Source organism: Paenibacillus sp. FSL F4-0097 (assembly GCF_038593125.1).
Lineage (GTDB): Bacteria > Bacillota > Bacilli > Paenibacillales > Paenibacillaceae > Paenibacillus_AQ > Paenibacillus_AQ odorifer.
This window is the reverse complement of record NZ_CP151965.1, coordinates 6,570,993-6,594,728: the sequence shown is the minus strand read 5'-3', so window position 1 is coordinate 6,594,728 and position 23,736 is coordinate 6,570,993. Positions and strand designations below refer to the sequence as shown.

Below are 23,736 nucleotides of genomic sequence, written 5' to 3'. Positions count from 1 at the left end.
TATGAGCACGGAGCTTGGTTCTAAGGGATGAAAACATCTATTCAATCCTTAAAATACAGAGCAATACATAAACCGATAACTACTCCCTTGCACTCGTGCTGGGGAGTTTTCTTTTTCGTAATAATTGATAGCGTATTCATAATTTGACAAAGCAATCCGGCGAAAATATAATTAGGTAGCCTAAATAATATAGTGTTTAATAATTAGTTGACCTAACTAAAATAGAGGTGAAGGAAATTGGGATAAACGGAGGAAATACAGAAAATACTGAAAATTCAGTCGCACACGGGCTTTTTGCGGCGATGAAACGCCTGCATAAAGCTCAATGGCAAAAGGGCGTTGAGGGCCACAAGCCAAGTGAGATGACTTTAATGATATGCATTGAAAAATGGAATCATTCTGATGAAGAGGGTCTTAAGGTGTCTGAAATCAGCCGACTACTTGGATTCACTCCTCCTACCATCACGCAGCTGATTAACAGTCTTGAAGCGAAACAGATGGTGGAAAGACACGCGGATCCTTCGGACCGAAGAGTTGTACGCGTAAAATTGACGGAACGTGGAAAAGAACTCACACGAAAAGCGGAACATTATCGTGATGTGATGCTTGATAAGCTTGTACAACACTTAGGCGAAAAAGACACTAAACAGCTCACTGAGCTATTGCTTAAGGTACATGAATACGTTGAGGATAATCCACCACCTGATTGGGATAGGCTACAAATGAACGGAGATGAGAAGCTTGATTAAATTATTTAAACAACTGAAGCCTTTTAGGGTAGCTATTGGTGCTGTATTAATCCTTGTATTTTTGCAGTCCATGGGTGATTTATACCTTCCTACTCTGATGTCTGACATCGTCGACAAAGGGATCGTTCAAGGAGATCGCGCTTATATTTGGAAAATAGGTAGTTTCATGCTCATGGTTGCAGGTGGCGGTGCTTTATGTTCGGTAATTGCCAGTTACTTATCGGCAAAAGTGGCGGCTGGGTTTGGTAAAATCACGCGTGCTCGAGTCTTTAATCATGTAGAGAATTTCACTCTGCATGAATTCGATAAGTTAGGTACAGCATCTTTGATTACACGTACAACAAATGATATTACACAAGTTCAAACCGTACTTACTATGATGTTGCGCATGATGATCGGGGCACCGATGATGATGATTGGTGGTATCATCATGGCAGTATCTGAAGATGCTAAATTATCATTGATTTTTGTAGTCGTTATTCCTGTACTTGTTGGGGCGATCTTCTTTATTGGGATGAAGGGTCTGCCACTGTTTAAAGCCATTCAGATTAAGCTTGATAAATTAAACCTGGTGCTGCGTGAGCATCTGACAGGTATTCGTGTTATTCGTTCTTTTAACCGGATTGATCATGAGAATAGACGTTTCACCGAAGCTAACCGTGATCTTACGGATACAGCTATCAAGGTCAACAAAATCATGGCCGGCCTGATGCCGCTGATGATGATTGTAATGAACTTTTCTATGATTGCTATTCTTTATTTTGGTGGAATTCGAATTGGTGACGGCGATCTGCAAGTTGGGTCCCTGATGGCATTTATCCAATATGCGATGCAAATTATGTTCTCTCTGATTATGGTATCGATGATGTTCGTGTTAATTCCGCGTGCTTCAGCTTCAGCCGTGCGTATCAATGAGGTACTGGATATGCAGCCTGAATTTACAGATCCTACTGAGAGTGAACTGCATACAACAGCTCAAGCTACTAAAAAAGACGGACGCGATTCTTTACGTGGTTTTGTTGAGTTTGAGAATGTATCTTTTTCCTATCCAGGGGCAGAACAGCCTGCACTTTCGAAAATTAGCTTTAGTGCTCGTCCGGGTGAAGTTACCGCAATTATCGGGGGTACCGGATCGGGTAAATCTACGCTGCTTAGCCTGATTCCAAGGTTCTATGATGTTAATGAAGGTGCTGTACGCGTAGACGGAGTGGATGTGCGTGAGATGACACAGGAAGAGCTGCGGAGCAAAATCGGTTACATCCCTCAAAAAGCAGTATTGTTCTCGGGTACGATTAATGAGAACATCCGCTACGGTAAAGAGGATGCTACGGATGAAGAAATCATTCATGCATCCAAGGTGGCTCAAGCCTACGATTTCGTATCCGCGATGAAGGATGGGTTTGACTCGGAAATTGCCCAAGGCGGGAATAACGTCTCTGGTGGTCAGAAACAGCGGTTGTCCATTGCTCGGGCGCTTGTGAGAAAACCTGAGGTGTATCTGTTCGACGATAGCTTCTCAGCTCTTGATTTCAAGACAGATGCCAAACTTCGCGCGGCTCTCAAAGCTGAAACTACGGAATCCACCGTATTGATCGTAGCTCAGCGGGTTAGCACCGTTATGGATGCGGACCGGATTATTGTAATTGATGAGGGTGAAATTGCTGGAATGGGCACTCACCGTGAACTGCTCGAGAGCAGTGATGTGTACCGCGAGATCGTATCCTCGCAGCTGTCAGAGGAGGAAATAGCATGAGCGAACAAAACAGAGAACATAAGCCTGCAGCTCCCCGCGGCCATAAAGGTCCGGGTGGACCGGGTGGCGGTCCTGGAATGAGGATGCCGGCAGAAAAGGCTAAAGATTTTAAAGGTACACTTCGTCGCTTGATCAAATATTTACGCCCACGTATGGTTCAATTGATTATTGTACTAATTATGGCGATTGCCAGTACGGTGTTCAGTATCTTCAGTCCGAAGGTTATGGGTAAAGCTACAACCAAACTGTTCGAAGGTGCTTACGGCAAATTGATGGGTGTAGAGGGTGCCTCCATTGATTTTGGATATATTAATGATATTCTGATCCTGCTCGCGGGATTGTATCTGCTTAGTGCTTTGTTTAGTTACATTCAGCAATATGTAATGGCTGGAGTAGCGCAGAAGGTAGTTTATGACATGCGTGAGCAGATCAACAGCAAGCTAGAGCGTTTACCTTTAAAATATTTTGACTCCCGTACACACGGGGAAATTCTCAGCCGTGCTACGAATGACGTGGATAACATCAGTACCACGTTGCAGCAAAGTTTAACGCAGCTGATTACCTCAATCGTCACTATTATTGGTGTTATTGTGATGATGCTTACCATCAGCCCATGGCTGACTTTAATCACGATTACTACGTTGCCACTCAGCTTTATTGTGATTATGGCGATCTCCAAACGTTCGCAGACTTATTTTGTGAGACAGCAGAAATCGCTTGGTCAGTTGAATGGTCATGTAGAGGAAATGTATACAGGGCACCGGATTATTAAAGCTTTCGGCCGCGAACCGCAGTCGCTTAAAGATTTTGATGAAATAAACGATAAGCTATATGATTCTGGCTGGCGCTCCCAATTTATGTCGGGTATGATTATGCCGCTTATGATGTTTATCGGTAACTTGGGTTATGTGCTTATCTGTGTTGTGGGTGGTATTTTTGTTACTAAAAAAATGATTGATGTCGGGGATATCCAAGCCTTCATTCAATATTCACGTCAGTTCACCCAGCCGATTGCACAAACGGCTAATATTGCTAACATTATTCAATCCACCATTGCTTCCGCAGAACGTGTATTTGAACTTCTGGATGAAGAAGAGGAAGTCAAAGAAGTTAATACTACACTTGTGAAGCTTGATGAAGGTGCTCCGGAAGGTTCCGTTGAGTTCCGTCATGTGAAATTCGGCTATAAAGAGGATGCTATTCTGATTGAGGACATGAATATTGAGGTTAGTCCAGGTCAGACTATAGCTATTGTCGGTCCTACTGGTGCTGGTAAAACCACTTTGATTAACCTGTTGATGCGCTTCTACGAGCTTAACGATGGGGAAATTATCATTGATGGCGTCAACATTACCGATATGAAACGGAGTGACCTACGCAGTAAATTTGGTATGGTGCTTCAGGATACCTGGCTCTTCAACGGTACGATTCGTGATAACATTGCTTACGGTCGTGAAGGTGCATCAGAAGCTGATGTGGTGCGGGCGGCCAAGGCTGCGCATGCTGATCACTTTATCCGCACACTTCCGCTTGGCTACAATACGGTGTTAAATGAAGAAGCTTCTAATATTTCACAAGGACAGAAGCAGTTGATTACTATTGCTCGCGCTATTCTTGCTGATCCATCGATCCTCATTCTTGATGAAGCAACGAGCAGTGTCGACACACGGACTGAATTGCTGATTCAAAAAGCGATGAATGCGCTGATGCAAAACAGAACAAGCTTCGTTATTGCCCACCGTCTCTCGACGATTCGTGATGCGGATCTCATTCTTGTCATGAACCAAGGTAGTGTAATCGAGAAAGGCAACCACGAAGAACTGCTGGCACAAGGCGGATTCTATGCGGATCTCTATAACAGTCAGTTCTCTGAAGGGGATTTGGACGTAGGCTAAATTGAAGTGAAGAAAAAAGTATAGTTAATCATAAACCCCTCTTTTCACATGATGCTGATTTTTTATGTGAAGAGAGGGGTATTTTATATGTGATGAGGTGCTTTAATTTTTCTGAAAAATAAAAAAAGTTTGATTAAAAATTAAAGCATATATATGATAGAATAAAAAATGACCCGCGGCTCATTTTTAAGGCTGCAAGGTAAAGGAGAGGATGAAGGGAATGTCAGGCTACGGAAAATGGGTGGCAGGAAAAAAGACGAAGTGGATTACTCTTCTCGTATGGATAGTGCTTGTAGGTGCACTTACCCTGTTATGGCCTGCAGTGAATTCTCAGGTTGCTAATAATGCGCCTAACCTCCCAGATGATTCACAATCGGTACAGGCAGCAGCTATTGCAGAACAAGAATTCCCTAGTGGAAGTGGAGTGCCGGCGCTGCTCGTATGGCATAGAGAAGGTGGGCTTTCACAAGATGATTTAGTACATATCACTGCTGTGTACAAGAAGTTGGAGCAGCAACCATTGCCCCATCAGAATTTTGTTCCACCATTAGGACAACTGCCGCCACAAGCATTACAAGCCTCGTTATCTGAGGATCTTAGTACGCTGGTAACCCCAGTGCTTTTTGATAAAACGGCAGATAGTGATCAGCTCGGCGAAGCTGTGACAGAAATGAAGAAGATCATAAACACGGAGACGGGCGGAGACCCCTCTGCTGCTAAGGTAGATGGAAAAGACCTGAGTTTACGTGTTACAGGTCCAGTGGGCATCTCCATAGATGCTACAGGGCTGTTCAAAAACGCAGACGTTTCCTTGTTAATTGCTACGGTTATGCTTGTTCTGGTGTTCTTATTGGTGATCTATCGTTCGCCGATATTGGCGTTTATTCCGCTTATTGCGGTTGGGTTCGCTTATGGCGTAACTAGCCCGATTCTTGGAAAAATGGCGCAAGAAGGCTGGATCACAGTGGATTCACAGGCGATCTCGATTATGACCGTTTTGTTATTCGGAGCTGGTACGGACTATTGTCTGTTCCTGATTTCACGGTTCCGGCAGTTGTTGAAGGTAGAGGAGAGCAAGAGTCGTGCCCTTCTTCGCTCCATTACCGAATCTTCAGGTGCAATTGCTATGAGCGGCTTCACCGTCGTGCTCGCGCTGTTCGCATTATTGCTGGCTAAGTATGGAGCTTATCATCGTTTTGCCATTCCATTTAGCGTGTCGATCTTCATCATGGGAATTGCCAGTCTAACCCTCGTACCAGCACTGCTGGCGATCTTCGGACGGACCTCGTTCTTCCCATTCATTCCGCGCACACCGCAAATGGAGGTAGAACGGGCTAAGGCTAAAGGCAAACCTGTTCCTGAACCCAAGGTTTCCCGTAAAAAGGGCATTGGCGGCTTGGTAGTAACCCGGCCTTGGGCTATCGTAGGTGTGACCGTTATCGGCCTGGGGATTCTGGCTTCATTCTCCAGTGGCATCAAATTTACGTATGATATCCTATCCTCTTTTCCTAAAAATATGGAGTCCCGCGAAGGGTTCGACCTTATTGGCAAACAGTTCTCTCCCGGAGAATTGGCTCCAGCGAAGCTGATTATTGATACCCAAGGAAAAGCGAGTGGAGAGGATCTAAAGGTCATTCTTGGCGGACTTACCTATGTGGACACGGTTTCCGATCCGCAGCAGGGGGCAGTAAACAAAGATATTGTGGGTTTTGATATTGAATTTAAAAGCAATCCTTATTCACTAGAAGCGATGGGGCATATTCCTACCCTTCTTGCTACCGCAGAGCAGGCATTAATCGATGTAGACGTTGCGAACCCTGCGGATCATGTGTGGGTAAGCGGACAGACGGCAACACAGCACGACACTAAAGAGATTGGAGATCGGGATACCGATCTGATTATCCCCGTGGTCATCGGAATGATCACCTTACTGTTGTTGATATATCTGCGTTCAATAGTGGCCACCATCTATCTGGTCGGCACCGTTATTCTCTCCTTCTTCTCAGCGCTTGGCTTAGGCTGGATTATCATTCACTATGTGATGGGAGCAGATGCCATTCAGGGAGCGATCCCACTGTATTCCTTTGTTTTCTTGGTGGCACTTGGAGAAGACTACAACATCTTCATGATCTCGAATATCTGGAAAAAGCGTAAAACCATGCCGCTTAAGCAGGCTATCGCGGAAGGTGTGAATGAGACCAGCTCGGTAATTACCTCTGCGGGCCTCATTCTGGCAGGTACATTTGCTGTATTGGCAAGCTTGCCGATTCAGGTGCTTGTGCAGTTCGGTATCATCACCGCTCTTGGTGTTCTGTTGGATACCTTCGTGGTGCGTCCGTTCCTTGTACCAGCTATTACGACGCTCTTTGGTCGTTGGTCGTTCTGGCCGGGTAAACATCAAGAGGTGGAGACTCCTCAGCCAGATGTAAGTAAATAATGAGTTTATAAACAACAAACAGGGATGTCCCAGAGCCATATTGGCTCCGGACATCCCTGTTTGTTTTAGGCTTAGGTCCAGGACATCGCTGGATAATAGTGCTGCTTGTACCAACTAATTGAACTGTATCTAATAGGCTAATCAATAAGTCTGCTGGACGATAATTACTCTAAGTTTTTACTGTAGCAATTAGCATTTAGAAGCGATAACTGTGTTAATTAGCCCGCTGCATTGGTTAGCCAAGAGGTAAAGATAATTAGCCCGCTGTATTGGCTAGCCCGGCGGTAAGAGTTAACTAGCGCGCTGCATTGGTTAGCCAGGAGGTAAAGCCAATTAGCTCGTATCACCGGTTACCTAGCAGTAATAGTCAATTAGTTAACTGTACTTATCGGGCTACCATTCCGTACACACTGCTGGTTCAATCTAGCTACTGCTCTGTTTGGGTGGTCCAAATCCTTAGTTACTGGGCGTGCGGCTGATCATTAGCTCATATTTATCGATGGAAGCACCCAGGATTGCGTCATTACCACCAGCACCACGGTGCGACTGACGGAAGGACTCGCTGGAGGTCCAGCCTTTGAACGCATCCTCATTCTCCCATACGGTGCAGATTTTTAATTCCTCGATACCTTCTTTGGCATTTCCGCGCCATACCTCCATACGTACAAACCCAGGCATATCCTGTACACCATTATTTCCTCCGAAACGTTGAGCAATAGCTTCGCCATGACCTTCTTTTACTTTAATAGTATTAGTTACTACCAGCATGATAGATAAACCTCCGATCAGAAAGTTAGTATATTCTCAGGACATTGTGAATCGAAATAATATAACATGAGAACCTCGGAAATTAGTATCAAGATCTCAAGGTAACATCGTGATTCTCAAAAGCACATTACACCCGAAAGTACGGAGCAATGGTATATGACACAAGGCACAAGACACAAGGACAAGGCGCAAGGTACAAGACACAAGGCGCAAGGCACAAGACACAAGGACAAGGCGCAAGGTACAAGGTACAAGGCACAAGGCACAGAACACAATACACAAACCACAAACCAACTAACAAAATAAAAGACTACCCCAAAAGACACAAGAACGCGGGCGCTTAATTGCACTTTGTACACTTAAATTATCCGTCACACCAGAAACGATCGAATAAGTGTATTCTCTGCAACTAATTTGTGCGAATCTGGTGAATCGACGAGAATAGCCTTCTTTTAACTGTATAGAGTGCAACTAAAGTATGATTTCTCCTCTAATTGCGCTGAATAGATGTACAAAGTGCAACTATTATCTATTTAAACGTTAAGTATTGTGCAAACTCAGGTACCTGCGAAAAATCAAAGTGTCTACTGCAAGTAAAGTGGCTATAGCAAGTTAAAGTAACTACTGCACGTTAAAGCAACTACCGCAAGTAAAGTGCCACCTTAACCGTAATGTTACTCTAAGCCAAAGTGCCAACCCAACTCCAAAGTTTTTACTCAAAACCACCATTACAGCTAGCACCTAATTCCAGTCCCAGTTCCCTAATAAAGCCCCCAAATGAAGTTGCATTGCAGAATGTGCAACAGAATAGCCTGAATGTTATCTGAATAAGGCAGTCTGTTGCATTCTGTACAATAGAATCAAGCCCAAATCGCCTAAAAAGGAGGGGAGCCACTAAACTGATTGCACAAAGTGCAATCACCCAAGGCCTCATCCTCGTCTAGAGCGATTCTATTGTACAAAGTGCAATTAGATAACGGAGCAGAGCAAGCCTGAGGCGTTATCCCGCACAAAGTGCAATCACCCAAGGTTTCACCCTCGACTAGTGGGATTCTATTGCACTAGTGCAATCACCCAAGGCTTCGCCCTCGTCTAGAGCGATTCTATTGCACAAAGTGCAATCACCCCAGATCATCCGGCTCCCTACGCGTCCAGCGCGATTTTATTGCGGATTGGTGGTCCACAGTCCTGCTGTTTTTAGGAAGACGCGATCCGGCAGCTTCAAAGCTGTCAGTGCCAATTCAGCAACATCTTCAGGTTGCATCATGCGGTCTTCGTCACCGATTTTAAGTCCAGCATTGGAAGCTAGACCAGTGTTGACGGTGCTAGGAGTCAAAGCTACGACGCGGATATTGTGTTTGCGCACTTCTTGTGCGAGGGCTTCGGTCATGCCCATGAGAGCGAACTTGGATGCGCAATAAGCAGAACCTGTCGCGAAGCCGCGTTCTCCGGCTGTGGATGAAATATTGATGATATTTCCGCCATTTTTCTCAATCATCGCAGGCAGCGCAGCACGAGTTACGTAATAAGTACCGTAGAGATTAACTTGGATGTGGCGTTCCCAGTCTGCAGGGTCCATTTCTACTAAAGTGCCGAATTTTGCAATCCCGGCATTGTTGATTAATGCATCAAATGCTCCAAGCTCATTTTGCAGGGAAGCAACAGCACGTTCAGCTTCTTCACGTACGGCGATATCGGCCACGGCAATGCTGACTTTAACATCATATACTTCCGTTAAGGCTGATTTTAACGCTTCGAGATCACCTGAAGTTCTGGAGATCAGGCCTAAATTAGCACCTTCCTTAGCCAGTGCCATAGCCAAGGCTTTTCCGATCCCTTTGCCTGCACCAGTAATTACAACACTCTTTCCTCTCAAATCCATCTCTATCGTCACTCTCCTTCAAACTTTTTTGAAGCAGCTGCTTCATTCAAGTCTTATTATACCTGAATGCTATAGGGCAATTACAATCGCCCCTAAGAAAACGGGTTGCGAATTTCATGAAACCGAACGCCTTTTTCATGAAAAGTATTATTCATGGAGTTTCGTCAGCGGTACCGAAGCAGGGCCCTCTAAAACTTCGCCATCGTAGGAGAAGCGGGAACCGTGGCAAGGGCAATCCCAAGAGCGATCCCCGTTGTTCCATTCGCATTCACAGCCCATATGGGTGCAGGTTCTATCCACCAGATGAAGTTTACCTTCTGGATCCTTATAAGCTCCTACACGTTTGCCATCATGGAACACAACGGCTCCTTCGTCAGCTTCTAAATCAGTTGTCTTTTTATGGACGATTTCCACTTTGCCCGCCACGAGCTCTTTTGCCACATTGGCATTTTGCACGATGAAGTTTTTTAGGCTGGTGCCAGCTTTGAAGCGGGACGGATCGTACAATTCGGTATACGGATTATCTTTGCGCTGAATCTGATCCGAGATGATCTGTGCAGCCAGCGTACCGCTTGTCATGCCCCATTTTCCAAAACCTGTAGCGATATAAATCTCTTCGTTGTCCGAAATCTTGCCGATGTAGGGCACTCTGTCTAGGGTGATTAAATCCTGTGCTGCCCAGCGGTAAGGGATTGTTTTGATGCCGAGCAGATTTCCTGCGAATAGCTCCAAATTCTCATAATGTCCTATCGTACAGATGCCTTGGCCTGTCTTATGATTGTCTCCCCCGACAATGACCAGATTCCTGCCTTCCCACTCTACTGCACGCAGAGAACGGGTGGGTTCGCTTGCGCTTAGATACATTCCACCCTCAAAATCCGTTTCAGGCTGGATCGCCAGACAGTAGGAACGTTCAGCATGCAGCCGCGAGAAATATAATGCTCCTCCATCGTAGAAGGGGAAATGAGAAGCTGAAACGGCGTAGCGGCAGGTGATCCGATACTCGTCCTTTTCAGTAAAAAGCGTAAGCTTATCGTTCTTCTCCACCTTATCTGCCATCATCGTATGCTCATAGATTACGCCACCTTTATCCTGAATGACCTTCAGCAGGCCCTTCAGATATTGCAGCGGGTGAAAGCGGGCTTGTCCTGGTAATTTAATGGCACCACTGGCCATCAGAGGGATAGAGACGTTATCTAGCCACTCTCCGGGCAGACCCAATTGTTCATAGGCTTTATACTCTTCCTCCAGTTGTTTAAGCGTCTTATGATCTTCAGCATCCGAGTACAGAAAAGCTGCCTCATGTTTCATGCCGCAGGATACTTCAAGTTCCTCAGCCGTATTCTGGATCCAATTCATAGCCTCGCTGTTCGAACGATAATAGAGCCGGGCTTGTTCCTGCCCAAAATGTTTTATCAAATGATGATAGATTAGCCCGTGCTGTGCTGAGATTTTTGCACTGGTAAAACCCGTAGTGCCACTTAGAATTTCCCCTGCTTCCAAGAGCGTGACTTTGTAGCCTGCTTTGCTGAGGAGATAGGCTGTTGTAATGCCTGTAATTCCACCGCCTACCACTGCCACACCTGTAGAAATATCTTCAGCCAGCTTTGGAAAAGTCGGTAAATCCGTGGTATCTCTCCATAATGATTCCGGAAATTGTGGAAGACTTTGCGTTATCTTACGGTTTCGGTCCATCTATTATCCCTCCATCTGTACAATCCTCATCTCATTTATTACCACAGTCCTGTGAAAAGAAACTCCCCGTTCAATTGTGCAGTGCATGAATTCAAAGAAACAGTGCCAAAATAAGGGGGGAACCGGGACGTAAAGGACAAATAGGAGGGATGATGTTCCATGTCAGTTCAACAGGATAAGGACAATATTTCTCTGGAATGGATCAAAGACCAGCTGAACGGGTTCGCGGATTTAATCGATAAAACGAGCGTTGCCCCTTTTGGGCAAATCAACCTGCTCTATATCAAAAGCGTTACAGATGCGCAGACACTCAGCCGCCACGTGATTGCGCCGTTTTATGAAATGGAGAGTATTAGCGCTTATCAGGATTACATTATGACTTATCCGGGCACTGAAGAGGCGACTACGAGAGAGAAGGCGATCGACCTTTTGCTCAGTGGTTATGTGCTTCTGGGTATAAAAGATGTGATTTATTTCTTCGATGCTATGAGTACGGAGAGCAGCGGTGTTAGTGAAACGTCTGCCGAAAGTATTTCACAGGGGCCGTCAGATGCACTGACAGAGGATATAGCGATTAATTTGAACATGATTCGGCGGCGTTATCAATCCACTAATCTCAAAATGGAGACCATGGTCATCGGCGATGTCTCTAAAACAAAGATAGCTATTTTATACGATGACAGTCGTGTTGACTATAACGTTTTAAAAGAATTAAGGGAGAAGATGGGGACGCTAAAGGTTGATATTTTGCAGGCTGCAGGAGAACTTGAGAAGTTTATAAGCAGTGACAAATTAAGAATACTCCCTAAGTCCATCATCACCGAAAGACCGGATAGAGTGGTGTTTAATTTGTCTGAAGGTAAAGTAGCGATAGTGCTGGATACAACCGGCTATGCGATAGTGCTGCCTTCTATTTTTAATGACTTCTTTACATCCATGGATGATAAAATACAGTTTCCTATCGTGGGGCGTTTTCTAAAGCTGCTTCGGATTATCGGTGTGTGCATGACGTTGTGGCTGCCTGCGCTCTACGTAACACTCACCTCGTATAACCCAGAGATTATTCGTGTGCAGATTGCCTTGCTTATTGCGGGCAGTCGTGCGACTGTGCCTTATCCATCTTTTGTGGAAGTGCTTTTAATGCTCATGATGATGGAGTTTCTGACTGAAGCGAGCTTACGGCTCCCCAAGGCAATTGGTCCAACGGCAACGACGGTAGGAGGGCTTATCTTGGGGCAGGCAGCGACGGCAGCAGGACTTGTAGGGAATATCATGATCATATTGGTTTCTGCTGTTGCGATATCCAATTTTCTAATTCCGCTGAATATGATGAGCTTGTCCATACGAGTGCTGAAGTATATTTTTCTTATTGCCGCAGCTTTTTTAGGATTGGTTGGGGTAGTGGTCTGTGTCGTGGGATTCGCCATGTATTTATGCAAACAGCGCAGCTTCGGACGACCTTATTTCAGATTGTTTTTTCTCGATAATCTCGGCAAGAAGAAGGGTGGAGAGCATTGATGGCCAAAAGCCGTTATTTCTACTGTCTTTTTCTGATGAACAGCTTGATCAACATCATTAATTTTGTTCCAAGGGAACTAATAGACAGACGTTTTGGTGGTGCTTTGATGTCCATCCTAATCGGAACGATCTTGGGCACTTTGTTTGTCTATATATTTACTGTACTGATTGCTAAATTCCCCGGCAAGGGGTTTCCGGAAATATTTGACTCCTTGCTTCCTAAGAAGTTAGCCAGAATCTTATTGGTCCTTTTTGCTGGCTTATGGTGTGTGGCCGGGGGAGTTACATTGCTTTCTTTTGTAGATATCACGCTGCGGTTTATCAGTCCCGATTCGAGTCCTTATACGGTTGTGATCAGTTTTTTAGTCTTGGTCTGCATCTGCTGTCGCTTCGATTCTTTATCACTCTTGTATGGGCTTGAAATCATTCTCAGCGTATCCTTACCGTTAATTATTTATGGCCTCGTAAAAGCGTTGACCAATCCGGACTTCAATTGGGATTCTGTTTTGCAGGTCACTACATACTTCTGGCATAGGCCGGACCTAATGAGCCTTGCGGCGGCTACCTTTTCGTTTAGCGGTTACTTAAACCTGGCCATATTTAATCGGGTATTTCATGGGCTGAAGCTGAAGCATGCCTGGATTTTAGGGGTGGAGGGTCTTTTCGTACTGCTCTTGACTTTCTTAGTTCCCATCGGATATTTCGGAACCGTTGCTATTGATAGGCATGTGTATACATGGTTCTCGACGGCCGACAGTATTCGGATGGAATCCTTTATTATTGAACGGATGCTGTTTATTTTTTATTTTACCTATTTAAGTTTATCTCTGGTGAGTGTAATTGTTCATTGGCATGGAGGTTTAGAGCTTTTTAAAGGTGCCCTTTCATCTGTAAAAAAACAGTCCCCAAAAGCAGAGCACTGGAAAGAGTGGGGCATTCTAGGCTTGTTTAGTGCGATGGTTCTGTCCTTAATGGGGCTGGATCAATATCAACTTAATATGTTTGGTGCCTGGTTTCTGCAAATTCGCTGGTTTGGTGAGATGTTCATCATCGCTCTGCTGTTTTATTGTTATCGCAAAGTTAGGAGGGGGAAGCTGTGAGAAGAGTACTTGCTGGAATTGGGATTATATTACTCCTTCTTCTTCCTGGTTGTGACTTCAAGGAGATTGATTTGCGGATTTTCGTGTTAGCGATCGGCGTTGACCAAGGTGCAGAAGAAGGGAATTTTAAGATTAGCTTAAAGCTTGCCATCCCTCAGGGGGATGTTACCAAGATTGATGAGAAGATGCAGATCTTGACGGAGGAGTCTCCAAGCATTTCGGAAGCCCTCCGTAGAATGAAATCCAGAGTGGAAAAGGAGCTTGATTATTCCCATTGTAAATCAATTATTTTGGGGGAGGGGGTTGCCCGTAAAGATATTCTCCATGTTATGGATTGGGCTGTGCGACGTAGAGATATCCAACTTATTGTCAACTTTGCAATAGGGCGTCCGGAAGCACTTCAAGTGCTGAAGGTAAGACCTGAATCGGAGCGGATTCCATCGAATTCTCTTATTCTGGCTATGAGTGGACAAGGCACGGAGTCTCCATTTATTTCTAGTGTGTATTCCTTTCAGCTGATGAGAAATATCTTTGAGGAGGGGATTGATCCGATCCTGCCGATTATCGAGGCCAAAGGGGATAAGGAGTTTTTAATTGATAAAATTGCTCTGCTGAATAACGAGAAAATCAAAATGGTTCTTACGCCCAACGAAACCCGGCTATATAATCTGTTATCACGCCCGAATCTGCGAACCAACTTACCCGCTCATTCCGAAGGTATTATGTATCAATACTACACAGAGAGATCATCTTCAGACTACAAAATCCTGACACCAGAGCATGGGAAAGCCACTATTCGTTATCGTATTAAGATAAAAGGTATTCTCGAAGAGAGCAGTAGCCCGGATTTGGTGACACATCACATGTTGAAGAAGATCCAGGAAGCCGGGGAAAAAGAACTGGAAGAGGATATCTTAGCATTGCTGACCAAAATTCAAGCAAGTGGCCTAGATCCCTTTGGTTGGGGGCTGCATTATGGAGCAAGACACTTTAATAACGATACGGAAATGAAAGTGTGGAAGGGGCTCTATTCAGATCTTAAATTTGAGATCAAAGCTGACGTGAATATTAAATATTCAGGGATGATCAAGTAGCTGGGAAAGAATGTGTGGATAAAAATGGGATTGACGTCCCCATTCACAAGATTTATACTTGATCTAAAAATAAGTTAGAGGATGATAGGAATGAAAAGTCTAAATTTGACCTCCCAACGTCAAGCCGTTTACGATATCGTCCTTAATTCACATGACCATCCTACTGCTGCGGAAGTGATGAATCGGCTAGTAGAGCAGGGACATAGCTTAGCATACGGTACTGTATATAACTCTCTGCGTTATCTTTCAGATAAACAAATGATTCGTGAGCTTAAGCTTGGTGAAGCTGCCAGCAGATATGACGCACGTATGGATGATCACCAGCATATCATTTGTGAGGTTTGTGGAGCAGTAGATGAGGTTATGAATCAAGTTCCGCGTGAATGGATGGATACAGTGGCCAAGGATACCGGTTATACCATTGGTCATGCCCATGTAGTATTTGGGGGCGTCTGCCCGAACTGTAAGAACAAAAAGAATAATTAGGATAGAGTTGCCGGAGCCCTGTGCCGCGGCAATAATAAGTATATCGGAAGAGACCGCTTTCATTGAGGCGGCCTTTTTTGTTGCATTTATATGACAATTCTCAAAAAAAATGAGAAAAACGAAGAAAGATAGGAGGAAAATCGGTTCCTAAAACAGATATAAAATTATATATTAAGTCTGGTAAATGTATCCTTGCCTAAGACTCAGATGAGAGAGAGATGATGACATCTATGAAAAAAAATGCGGGTATGACTATCCGTACCAAGTTAATTCTTACATATCTAATAATACTGCTGCTGCCCAGTATTATAATAGGCTGGCGAACCTATCAAGCTGCCATCCAGGAAGTGGAAGATCAACTGGTGAACAATGCTACCGAAAGTGTGCTGGCCGTAAATGAAATCATTAACTCTAATATTCAATCCAAAATAGATGCGATTTCTTATTTTGCCGCGGAATTTTCATCTGAGGGGATCAACAGTGAGGGATCTGGGGGGACTTCCTCTGCTGTAAAAGCCAGACTGAAGGAATATGTGGCGCTGCATCCGGATGTACTGGACATTTATGTGGGTACAAGCAATGGCAAGGCTATTCATGCTTTAGATGCTAAGCTGCCGGAGGGTTATGATCCAAGGCAGGAAAGCGCCTATATTAATTCTCTGAAGCAAGGGAAAGGGGCTGTGATTTCTCCTGCTTTTCAAACCGTAAATAAGGAAACCGCGGTTGCGATATCAACGGTTCTTAAGGGCGGTGATGGGGTGATCACAATGAATCTTAACCTGTCTACTTTAGGGGAGCTGACCTCAATTAAGGTAGGCAAGGAAGGTTATATCCTCATCGTTGATAACAGCAAGAAGTTTCTAGTTCATCCTACAGAAGCTATCGGGCAGGAATCGTCTGATGATTTTGTTAAGAAAATGTTCGAGAAAGAACAAGGGGTCTTCGATTATGTCTTCAAGGATACGTCCAAAAAGATGACCTTTATGGTCAATGAACTGACGGGTTGGAGAATCGGAGGTACGATCAGCATTGATGAGGTTAACTCAGCAACTAGTGGAATTCGCGATACAGCTCTGCTTGTTATTGTAGTTTCCGTTCTGCTTGCGCTGGTTGTGATTTATTTTAATATTCAATCGATTTTGAGACCGCTTTTCCGGCTGCGGAAAGCAACTGCGGTGATAGCCAAAGGTGATCTGTCGGAAGACATGGGTGTTTTCCGTAAAGATGAAATAGGGCTGCTGGCAGAGAATTTTCAATTAATGGTGATCAGCTTGCGCGAGATGATCATTGGCGTGCAGGAGATGACAAGCAATGTATTCTCCTCAGCGGAAGAACTGACGGCTAGTGCGGATCAGACTGCCCAAACGATTGAGCAGGTGACCATAGCGATTCAGGACGTAGCGGCAGGGACGGAGCGGCAGGTGGTTAGTGTACGAAAAGGAATGGAGAGCACTGCCGCTACAGCTAGCGAGGTCGAGCAGATTTCCACATATATGGAGCAAGTATCCACAATGATGGACAAGACTTCACTCTCAGCATCAGAAGGCAATGATTCGGTTATCAGCGTGGTGGACAAAATCAATGGTATCCATGAAACGGTCGGAGAGCTGGGCAGTGTAATTGACAAGCTGAATGAAAGAACCAGTCAAATTGAGGGCATTGTTGGTGTCATCACCGGGATTGCCCGCCAGACCAACCTGCTGGCTCTCAATGCTTCCATTGAGGCAGCCAGAGCCGGGGAACAAGGGCGTGGATTTGCGGTGGTTGCTGCCGAGGTGCGTAAACTGGCAGAGGAATCAGAGAGATCCGCACATTTGATTGCCGAACAGATTACCGCTATTAATAGTGAAATGCTGCTGGTAACTCATACGATGGAAGACACCAAACAGCGCGTATCCGAAGGCATTGAGGCTGTGGATACTTCCGGACGTTCTTTCTCCCGTATACGAAGAGCAGTAAAGAGTGCCGCGGAGAAGATTGAAGCCATGGGTGGGGTTGTGCAGACTTTATTGGTGGAATCTAATGATATGGAGAAGGCTATTGGGGAAATTCGCGGCATATCGGAAGAGGCGGCTGTGAATACGGAAACTATCGCAACTGCCGCACAAGAGCAGCTTGCTTCTGTAGAGGAGATGGCATCCTCGTCTACCGACCTTAGCCGTCTTGCAGAAGAACTGCAGAAGCTGGCGAGCCGCTTTAAGATAAACGCTTCTGGTAATAAGAATGATTTCTGATAGGAGAACCGTGCTTTTTATCTTCCCTTTTGAACTCCTTTGCAAGTATACTGATAAACAATAATGTTGGGTTAGGCAATGGAGAGAGGAGAGATAATAGGAAATGGCAGAGCAATTAAAAGGGATCACTGTCGCCTTGGCGGGTCCACGCAAATCGGAAGAAATGGCCAAGCTGGTTCAGAATATGGGGGGGACGGCAGTAAGCCGGCCTGCTCAAGGGACTGTATTTCTTGATGACGAGGCCTTGCAGGTAGGTTTGAATGCATGGATCAATCAGCCTCCCTACTTGGCGATCCTGACTACAGGGATGGGACTTGATGCTCTCTTCGATATGGCTGAGCGAATGGGGATCGAAGAACGTTTCTTAGAAGTACTTTCTGGTTCTATTATTGCCGCACGGGGTTATAAGACAGTGAATGCTTTGAAAAAAAGAGGACTTACGCCGGAGGTTCGTGACGACGACGGAAGTACAATCGGATTGATTCGTGGGCTTCAATCCCTGAATTTGCAGGGGAAAGAAGTCGTTCTTCAGCTGCACGGCGATCCAGCTCCTCATATGCTTGCATGGCTGCAGGAGGCTGGGGCTACTACCCGCCAAGTGCTGCCGTATCGCCATACCCCACCTGAGCCGGGCGAACTGGAAAGATTGCTTCTAGAAATCATATCAGGCAAAATTGATGCCGTGGCTTTTACGAGTGCACCACAGTTTCGTTTTCTCTGTCAATTTGCCCGGGAACAGGGAAAGCTGGAAGAAATGCTGAAGTCTTTCGAGGATAAAGTGCTTGCTGTTTCTGTAGGACGGATTACCTCTGAGGCGCTTAAAGAAGAGGGCGTACAGCGTATCATTATGCCTGAGCATGAACGGATGGGAAGCATGATTGTAGAGCTAGGCAAATATGTGGCGGCGAATCGCTAAGTCACAAGTTGCGTCAGCTTTACACGAATGACGTTATCGCACAGAAGCATTCCCGCCTGTTATCATGGCCGGGGATGCTTTTTTACCCGGAAAAATAAGCCCAAAGAGCAATATACCTGCCATCTGCATGGACATTCGCGGCAGTTTTCCTTAGAATATAGGCAACATGTGACGAATAATAACAACGAATAAGGAGGAGGATCCCATGGACAAGAGAAAATGTCTATTACTTGGTGATTACACCCATCCCCGGTTTCATCCACTTCAAGGAGTGGACCAACAAATTAGCGAGATCTTAAATGATTTATTAACCGTGCAATGTTCAGAAAATAAAAAATTAATGCGCATTGAGCATTTAGCAAGTTATGACCTATGTATCGCTTACAATGAATTGTGGAACGAAACAGTCTCCCCTCAACAAACGGCTGGTTTGCTCAGCTATGTAAGTGGAGGAGGAGGACTCATTGTTCTTCATACGGGAGCTTCGTTGACGAAACGTAACGAGCTTGCTCAGCTAATAGGGGGTCGTTTTAACGGACACACGGCTTACGAACCGATGAACTTCAAGGTGCTGGAGCATGACATCACCGAAGGTGTGGAAGATTTCCAATTGGATGAGGAGCCATATCATTTTGAATTTGACCCGTTCACAGAGCGGACTATTCTGCTTCAATATGAATCGGAGGGTCAATGGATTCCAGCTGCATGGTGCCATAGCTACGGTTTAGGACGAGTAGTATTCCTAATGCCTGGTCATCATGAACCCTCCTTCCGTCATCCGGCACTACGTAAACTAATTCTACAGGCGGCTACTTGGGCTGCCCGTATTCCGGTCACTAACTAAGGAATGTTGTGTTTTTTTTGAAATACGTACACAGTGGGGTATACTTTAATCATAAACTCCGTTATGTAATGAAACGGAATCTTTGGGAGGAAAGTGCCATGAGTGATTTGTTTAAAAAAGCGATCTCTTTAGGAGTGGGCCTCACCATTGTCAGTAAGGAAAAAGTAGAGAAGGTTGTTGAAGAACTAGTGAAACGCGGGGAGCTTGCTCCTTCGGAATCTAGGGCTCTCGTCGATCGGTTGATTGAACGTGGTGAGGAAGAACGAGGCATGTTCAAGTCTGCTGTACAAGAGCAAGTACAACGCGTGCTGAAGGAAATGAATGTGCCTGTACAAAACGATATTGCCGAGCTGGAAGGGCGAATTGCAGTATTGGAGCGCCGGTTGGCCGAGCTAGAGGGAATTTCCCATCTAGAGGGAACATCGGCGGAAACGCGTTCGGACTAAATGGCAGTACGCATTAGACATGCCGGACGTTACCGGGCAATCGCCATGGCGCTTATGCGCCATGGTTTTGGCTATATGGTGGAAGAGCTGGGGCTCTATCACTTACTATCCCTTCCACGTCGTCTTGTAACGCAGGAAGCACACACAAGCCTTACGCTCGGGGAGCGGATTCGGCTGGTGCTGGAGGATTTGGGTCCAACCTTTATTAAGCTGGGACAACTCGCCAGTACCCGTTCAGATCTGCTGCCTGATTCTATTATTCAGGAATTGGTAAAACTACAGGATAATGTGCCTCCTTTTCCTGTCGACCGCGTGCGCGCGATCATTGAGCAGGAACTGGATCAGCATATGGATGAAATTTTTAACTCTTTTGAGGATACGCCACTTGCTGCGGCATCCATTGGTCAGGTGCATAGGGCTGTACTTCACAGTGGACAAGTCGTAGCTGTTAAAGTTCAACGTCCTGGTATTCTGCGAACGATGAGCAGGGATTTGGAAATTCTCAAAGATTTAAGCACACTTGCTGAAAAGCGGCTCAGCTGGGCGAGGCAATATCAGCTGTGCCGTATGGTAGAGGAGTTCTCTAAATCGCTGCTTGGCGAGCTGGATTATAGCCAAGAGGGACGTAATGCAGAGAAAATCGATCAGCAGATGGATTATGAGGGAGTGTACATCCCGGATATCTATTGGGACTATACGTCAGCACGAGTGCTGACGATGGAATATGTGGTAGGGACAACGCTGAGTCGTCGCGATGAGCTGCTGAGTAACGGCGTTAAGCTTAAAGCCATCGCACAGCAACTTGTGGAGATGATGCTTAGACAAATCTTCATTCATGGTTTTTTCCATGCTGATCCTCATCCGGGCAATGTTATACGGATGGGTGATGGAAAGCTGGCTTTGATTGATTTTGGCATGATGGGTCGGCTGAATGAGGAGATGAAGGAGCAGCTATCTGCACTTATTATCGCTCTAATGCGCAAAAATACGGATGCAATGGTCCGGGCAATTTTGCGTCTTGGAGTCATTCCTGAGGATGCTGATCGAAGCGCGCTGCATGATGATATGGATCGGCTGCGGGATGAATATTATGATGTTCCATTTAGCAAAATGAGTATAGGCAAAGCCCTGAATGATCTGTTTGGCATAGCGCGAAAACATCGTCTAGTGCTGCCGCCAGATTTGACGATGTTAGGGAAGACAATGCTCACGCTGGAGGGAGTTATCAGCAACTTAGATCCAACCATCAGTATTTTGGAAATGGCGGAACCCTTTGGGCGGGAACTAGTAAAGCAGCGCTTTAGCGGCAGTCGTTTGCAGCGCAAGTTTCTGGGAGGCGTAGCGGATTTAACAGAGAGTCTGCTGGAGCTTCCTGGGCAGGCTAAGCAGTTATCCGCGCTGATCAGTAAGGGAAAGATTAAGGTGGAGATTGTGGCACCCGAGATGCAGAATCTGGAGCGTAAGCTGGACCGGGTAGGTAACCGTTTAGCATTCAGTATTGTGATGCTTGCGTTTAGCATCATCATGACAGGACTCATTATTGGTACTGCGATGCGTGGACAGCCTTCAGTGTTATGGAATTTCCCTACAGTGGAGATTGGCAGCGTGGTGGCACTTCTGATGTTCTTATGGCTGATCTATGCGATTTTTAAATCGGGAAGGTTCTAGCTTAAGGGATTTGAATAATTATTCTTCAGCAGTTTCACACAAATGCCTTTCTATCAAGTACAATATAAAAGATAACTTTCTAAGCTTAACTTTACTTCTATTGTATAAAGTGGAATGGAACGCAAATGGAGTGCCGTCTTAACGTCCGGTGGATCGCTGCTGCCCAGAAACCGAACTTTGACCGCACTCTTTTAACGGGTCAAGGGATACATGGGACGGAAGGATGCCGGTGACGGTGTTCTTCCGCTTTTGTTTGAATATAGCTGAATCTGAAGCATATGCCCCAGAACAGGACAGCCTATGCAGGCTGCCTCATACAGGGCTTTTGAAGACGGAAGTTAAGAAAGAGATGTAATCAAATTAAACCGAGAAAATAGTGAGGTGGAGAATTTGCCGGGATTTAAAGATTTAGGAGTTTCAGAATTACTGTGTACATTGCTTCAAGGTCAAGGCATTGTTAAGCCTACGCCAGTGCAGCAGGAAGCCATTCCGCCATTGGTGCAGGGTTTGGATGTAATAGCTAGAGCGAAGACAGGTACAGGGAAGACTTTGGCCTTTTTGCTGCCAATTATGGACAAGATCCATACGGAGCGGGCTTATCCTCAGGCGCTGATTATGGCTCCTACACGTGAGCTGGCTTTGCAGATTACAGAAGAGGCACGCAAGCTGGCGCGTCATACGGATATCAAAATATTGGCGGTTTACGGTGGTCAGGATGTAGAGAAGCAACTGCGCAAGCTGGAAGGCGGCAGACATCTTATCATCGGTACACCGGGCAGACTTTTGGATCATATGCGCCGGGAGACGCTGGATCTTAGCGGCGTAAAAATGCTCGTTCTGGACGAAGCCGATCAAATGCTGCACATGGGCTTCTTGGAGGATGTTGAGACAATCATTACGGCTGTGCCTTATCGTCGTCAGACTATGTTGTTCTCCGCGACAATGCCTGATCCGATTAAACGTCTCGCTGCTAATTACATGAAAGAGCCACTGGATATCATCATTAAGAGTGGTTCTCCAATTCCGCTGGATAATATCAAACAGCAAGTAGTGGAATGCTCGGACCGTAATAAAGAAGAAGCGCTCAAATCCCTCATTGAACGGGATCGTCCTTACTTGGCTATTATTTTCTGCCGGACGAAACGGCGGGTGTCCAATCTGAACGAAGCGCTGCAAGCAGCCGGTTATGAGTGTGACGAGCTGCACGGTGATTTGTCCCAAGGTAAACGTGAAGGTGTGATGAAAAGATTCCGTGATGCGAAGCTGCAGCTGCTAGTAGCGACAGACGTAGCAGCTCGGGGTCTGGATGTTGAAGGTATTACTCACATCTTTAACTATGATATGCCACTTGATGTGGATAGCTATATTCACCGGATCGGACGGACTGGCCGTGCTGGAGGCAAAGGGCTTGCAATTACTTTCGTATCTCCACGTGATCAAGAGGGTCTGGATTTGATCGAGCATGGCATCTCGCAGCGGCTGGATCGCCGCCGTTACGAGAAGGATGAATTCGGCGTTGGCGAATTCATCCCTGTGCAAGGCGGCGGACGCCACGGCGGTCGCCAAAGCGGCGGCGCTGAGGCAGCGCGCACGGGCCGCGGGCCGAAGACCGGCGGCTCTGGCCGCGGCGGAGCTCCGCGCGGCGAAGGCGGAGCGCGGCAAGGTGGCCGTGGCCGCGGTAAAGAAGCAGGCGGCTGGGGCGCGCCTGCAGAAGGACGCCGCGGTCGTTCCGATGCGGCGGCTGGCAAGCGTGGCGGCAGCGGTTATGACGCTGCTGCTCCTAAGGGCGGCGGCAAGGCTGCCGGTGTAGTGCGAGTAGGCGGCGGCTATGGCGCCTTCGCCTCCAGAGGCGAAGCGTCTGCCAGCGGCAACGCGGCAACGCCTAGCACCGGTTCGCGCGGTGCGAACCGGAAGGGCGGCCCAAGCACTGGCTACAGTGAGAACGTAGCTAGAGGAGCGGACGGCGGTGCCTACACTGGAGGTACTCCACGTGGCGGCTTAGGCAGCGGCTATGGTTCTGGCCCGTCTAGAGGCGGCAAAGGTGGTAAAGGCAGCAAAGGTGGATACGGCGGTGCCAAGGGTGGCGCTGCTGGCAAAGGCGGCCGCAACAGCGGTGGTGGATCTTCACGCGGTGGCCGTAGCAATGGATCCGGTGGCTTTAAAAGCGGCGGTCGCGGCACTTCCAGATAAAGTTAGTAGAGTTTTATAGATGAAACTTGTTACCATAGGGTAGTTAGCGCTGAAGCTAATG

The 23,736-nt window shown here is 46.2% G+C and carries 17 protein-coding genes; 14 read left to right on the top strand and 3 right to left on the bottom strand.

The genetic code is table 11. From position 1 onward, the window contains the following. Positions 1-227: 227 nt before the first annotated feature. From MHH86_RS29615 to MHH86_RS29600, 4 genes are all read left to right on the top strand, one after another. Positions 228-749 (top strand): MarR family winged helix-turn-helix transcriptional regulator, encoded by a 522-nt coding sequence (locus MHH86_RS29615; protein WP_051491214.1) that lies wholly within the window; start codon positions 228-230, stop codon positions 747-749. After that, positions 742-2,502, top strand: coding sequence for an ABC transporter ATP-binding protein (locus MHH86_RS29610; protein ID WP_036681991.1), 1,761 nt, complete (start codon positions 742-744; stop codon positions 2,500-2,502). Before MHH86_RS29615 ends, MHH86_RS29610 begins: the two co-directional genes overlap by 8 nt. Beyond that, on the top strand, positions 2,499-4,397 hold the full coding sequence (locus MHH86_RS29605) for an ABC transporter ATP-binding protein (RefSeq protein WP_076099696.1): 1,899 nt from the start codon (positions 2,499-2,501) through the stop codon (positions 4,395-4,397). The genes MHH86_RS29610 and MHH86_RS29605 overlap by 4 nt, the downstream gene beginning before the upstream one ends. Before the next feature lie 211 nt (positions 4,398-4,608). After that, the gene (locus tag MHH86_RS29600; RefSeq protein WP_036681987.1) at positions 4,609-6,834 is read left to right on the top strand and encodes an MMPL family transporter; all 2,226 of its coding nucleotides are present in this window, start codon (positions 4,609-4,611) and stop codon (positions 6,832-6,834) included. A gap of 456 nt (positions 6,835-7,290) precedes the next feature. On the opposite strand, the gene MHH86_RS29595 is transcribed toward MHH86_RS29600, so the two are convergent. The 3 genes from MHH86_RS29595 to MHH86_RS29585 all read right to left on the bottom strand — a co-directional run bounded on the left by MHH86_RS29595 (position 7,291) and on the right by MHH86_RS29585 (position 11,179). Continuing rightward, positions 7,291-7,602 carry an antibiotic biosynthesis monooxygenase gene (locus MHH86_RS29595; protein ID WP_076212583.1) on the bottom strand — a complete coding sequence of 104 codons (312 nt, stop codon included), beginning with the start codon at positions 7,600-7,602 and terminating at the stop codon, positions 7,291-7,293. Positions 7,603-8,764: 1,162 nt separating this feature from the next. Next, positions 8,765-9,484: a 3-ketoacyl-ACP reductase gene (locus tag MHH86_RS29590; protein WP_036681981.1), complete on the bottom strand. Its 720-nt coding sequence runs from the start codon at positions 9,482-9,484 to the stop codon at positions 8,765-8,767. A 147-nt stretch (positions 9,485-9,631) separates the two neighbouring features. Continuing rightward, on the bottom strand, positions 9,632-11,179 hold the full coding sequence (locus MHH86_RS29585) for an FAD-dependent oxidoreductase (protein WP_342479571.1): 1,548 nt from the start codon (positions 11,177-11,179) through the stop codon (positions 9,632-9,634). A 159-nt stretch (positions 11,180-11,338) separates the two neighbouring features. Between MHH86_RS29585 and MHH86_RS29580 the strand changes: the two genes are divergently transcribed. The 10 genes from MHH86_RS29580 (at position 11,339) to MHH86_RS29535 (ending at position 23,675) form a co-directional block, all read left to right on the top strand. After that, positions 11,339-12,697, top strand: coding sequence for a spore germination protein (locus MHH86_RS29580; RefSeq protein WP_036681977.1), 1,359 nt, complete (start codon positions 11,339-11,341; stop codon positions 12,695-12,697). Further along, positions 12,697-13,797, top strand: coding sequence for a GerAB/ArcD/ProY family transporter (locus MHH86_RS29575; protein ID WP_076316148.1), 1,101 nt, complete (start codon positions 12,697-12,699; stop codon positions 13,795-13,797). The genes MHH86_RS29580 and MHH86_RS29575 overlap by 1 nt, the downstream gene beginning before the upstream one ends. Beyond that, complete coding sequence (locus MHH86_RS29570) at positions 13,794-14,891, top strand: Ger(x)C family spore germination protein (protein WP_036681972.1); 1,098 nt, start codon at positions 13,794-13,796, stop codon at positions 14,889-14,891. The genes MHH86_RS29575 and MHH86_RS29570 overlap by 4 nt, the downstream gene beginning before the upstream one ends. A gap of 90 nt (positions 14,892-14,981) precedes the next feature. Then, positions 14,982-15,377, top strand: coding sequence for a transcriptional repressor (locus tag MHH86_RS29565; protein WP_036681969.1), 396 nt, complete (start codon positions 14,982-14,984; stop codon positions 15,375-15,377). A gap of 230 nt (positions 15,378-15,607) precedes the next feature. Next, entirely contained in the window at positions 15,608-17,611 is a 2,004-nt protein-coding gene (locus tag MHH86_RS29560; RefSeq protein WP_342479570.1) for a methyl-accepting chemotaxis protein, read from the top strand. Between the two features lie 103 nt (positions 17,612-17,714). Next, on the top strand, positions 17,715-18,527 hold the full coding sequence (locus tag MHH86_RS29555) for a uroporphyrinogen-III synthase (protein WP_076316150.1): 813 nt from the start codon (positions 17,715-17,717) through the stop codon (positions 18,525-18,527). Between the two features lie 205 nt (positions 18,528-18,732). Further along, positions 18,733-19,371, top strand: a complete 639-nt coding sequence (locus tag MHH86_RS29550; RefSeq protein WP_036681964.1) for a ThuA domain-containing protein — start codon at positions 18,733-18,735, stop codon at positions 19,369-19,371. A 98-nt stretch (positions 19,372-19,469) separates the two neighbouring features. Further along, a complete protein-coding gene (locus MHH86_RS29545) occupies positions 19,470-19,817 on the top strand; it encodes a phasin family protein (protein WP_036681962.1) in 348 nt (115 codons plus the stop codon). Further along, positions 19,818-21,485, top strand: a complete 1,668-nt coding sequence (locus MHH86_RS29540; protein WP_076099692.1) for an AarF/UbiB family protein — start codon at positions 19,818-19,820, stop codon at positions 21,483-21,485. A 381-nt stretch (positions 21,486-21,866) separates the two neighbouring features. Next, positions 21,867-23,675, top strand: coding sequence for a DEAD/DEAH box helicase (locus tag MHH86_RS29535; protein ID WP_256717290.1), 1,809 nt, complete (start codon positions 21,867-21,869; stop codon positions 23,673-23,675). The last annotated feature ends 61 nt before the right edge of the window (positions 23,676-23,736 follow it).

Coding starts and splice junctions, on each gene's coding strand:
- MHH86_RS29595 (WP_076212583.1), bottom strand. CDS start 7,602: ATGCTGGTAGTAACTAATACTATTAAAGTAAAAGAAGGTCATGGCGAA.
- MHH86_RS29560 (WP_342479570.1), top strand. CDS start 15,608: ATGAAAAAAAATGCGGGTATGACTATCCGTACCAAGTTAATTCTTACA.
- MHH86_RS29605 (WP_076099696.1), top strand. CDS start 2,499: ATGAGCGAACAAAACAGAGAACATAAGCCTGCAGCTCCCCGCGGCCAT.
- MHH86_RS29580 (WP_036681977.1), top strand. CDS start 11,339: ATGTCAGTTCAACAGGATAAGGACAATATTTCTCTGGAATGGATCAAA.
- MHH86_RS29540 (WP_076099692.1), top strand. CDS start 19,818: ATGGCAGTACGCATTAGACATGCCGGACGTTACCGGGCAATCGCCATG.
- MHH86_RS29555 (WP_076316150.1), top strand. CDS start 17,715: ATGGCAGAGCAATTAAAAGGGATCACTGTCGCCTTGGCGGGTCCACGC.
- MHH86_RS29600 (WP_036681987.1), top strand. CDS start 4,609: ATGAAGGGAATGTCAGGCTACGGAAAATGGGTGGCAGGAAAAAAGACG.
- MHH86_RS29575 (WP_076316148.1), top strand. CDS start 12,697: ATGGCCAAAAGCCGTTATTTCTACTGTCTTTTTCTGATGAACAGCTTG.
- MHH86_RS29585 (WP_342479571.1), bottom strand. CDS start 11,179: ATGGACCGAAACCGTAAGATAACGCAAAGTCTTCCACAATTTCCGGAA.
- MHH86_RS29545 (WP_036681962.1), top strand. CDS start 19,470: ATGAGTGATTTGTTTAAAAAAGCGATCTCTTTAGGAGTGGGCCTCACC.
- MHH86_RS29590 (WP_036681981.1), bottom strand. CDS start 9,484: ATGGATTTGAGAGGAAAGAGTGTTGTAATTACTGGTGCAGGCAAAGGG.
- MHH86_RS29565 (WP_036681969.1), top strand. CDS start 14,982: ATGAAAAGTCTAAATTTGACCTCCCAACGTCAAGCCGTTTACGATATC.
- MHH86_RS29550 (WP_036681964.1), top strand. CDS start 18,733: ATGGACAAGAGAAAATGTCTATTACTTGGTGATTACACCCATCCCCGG.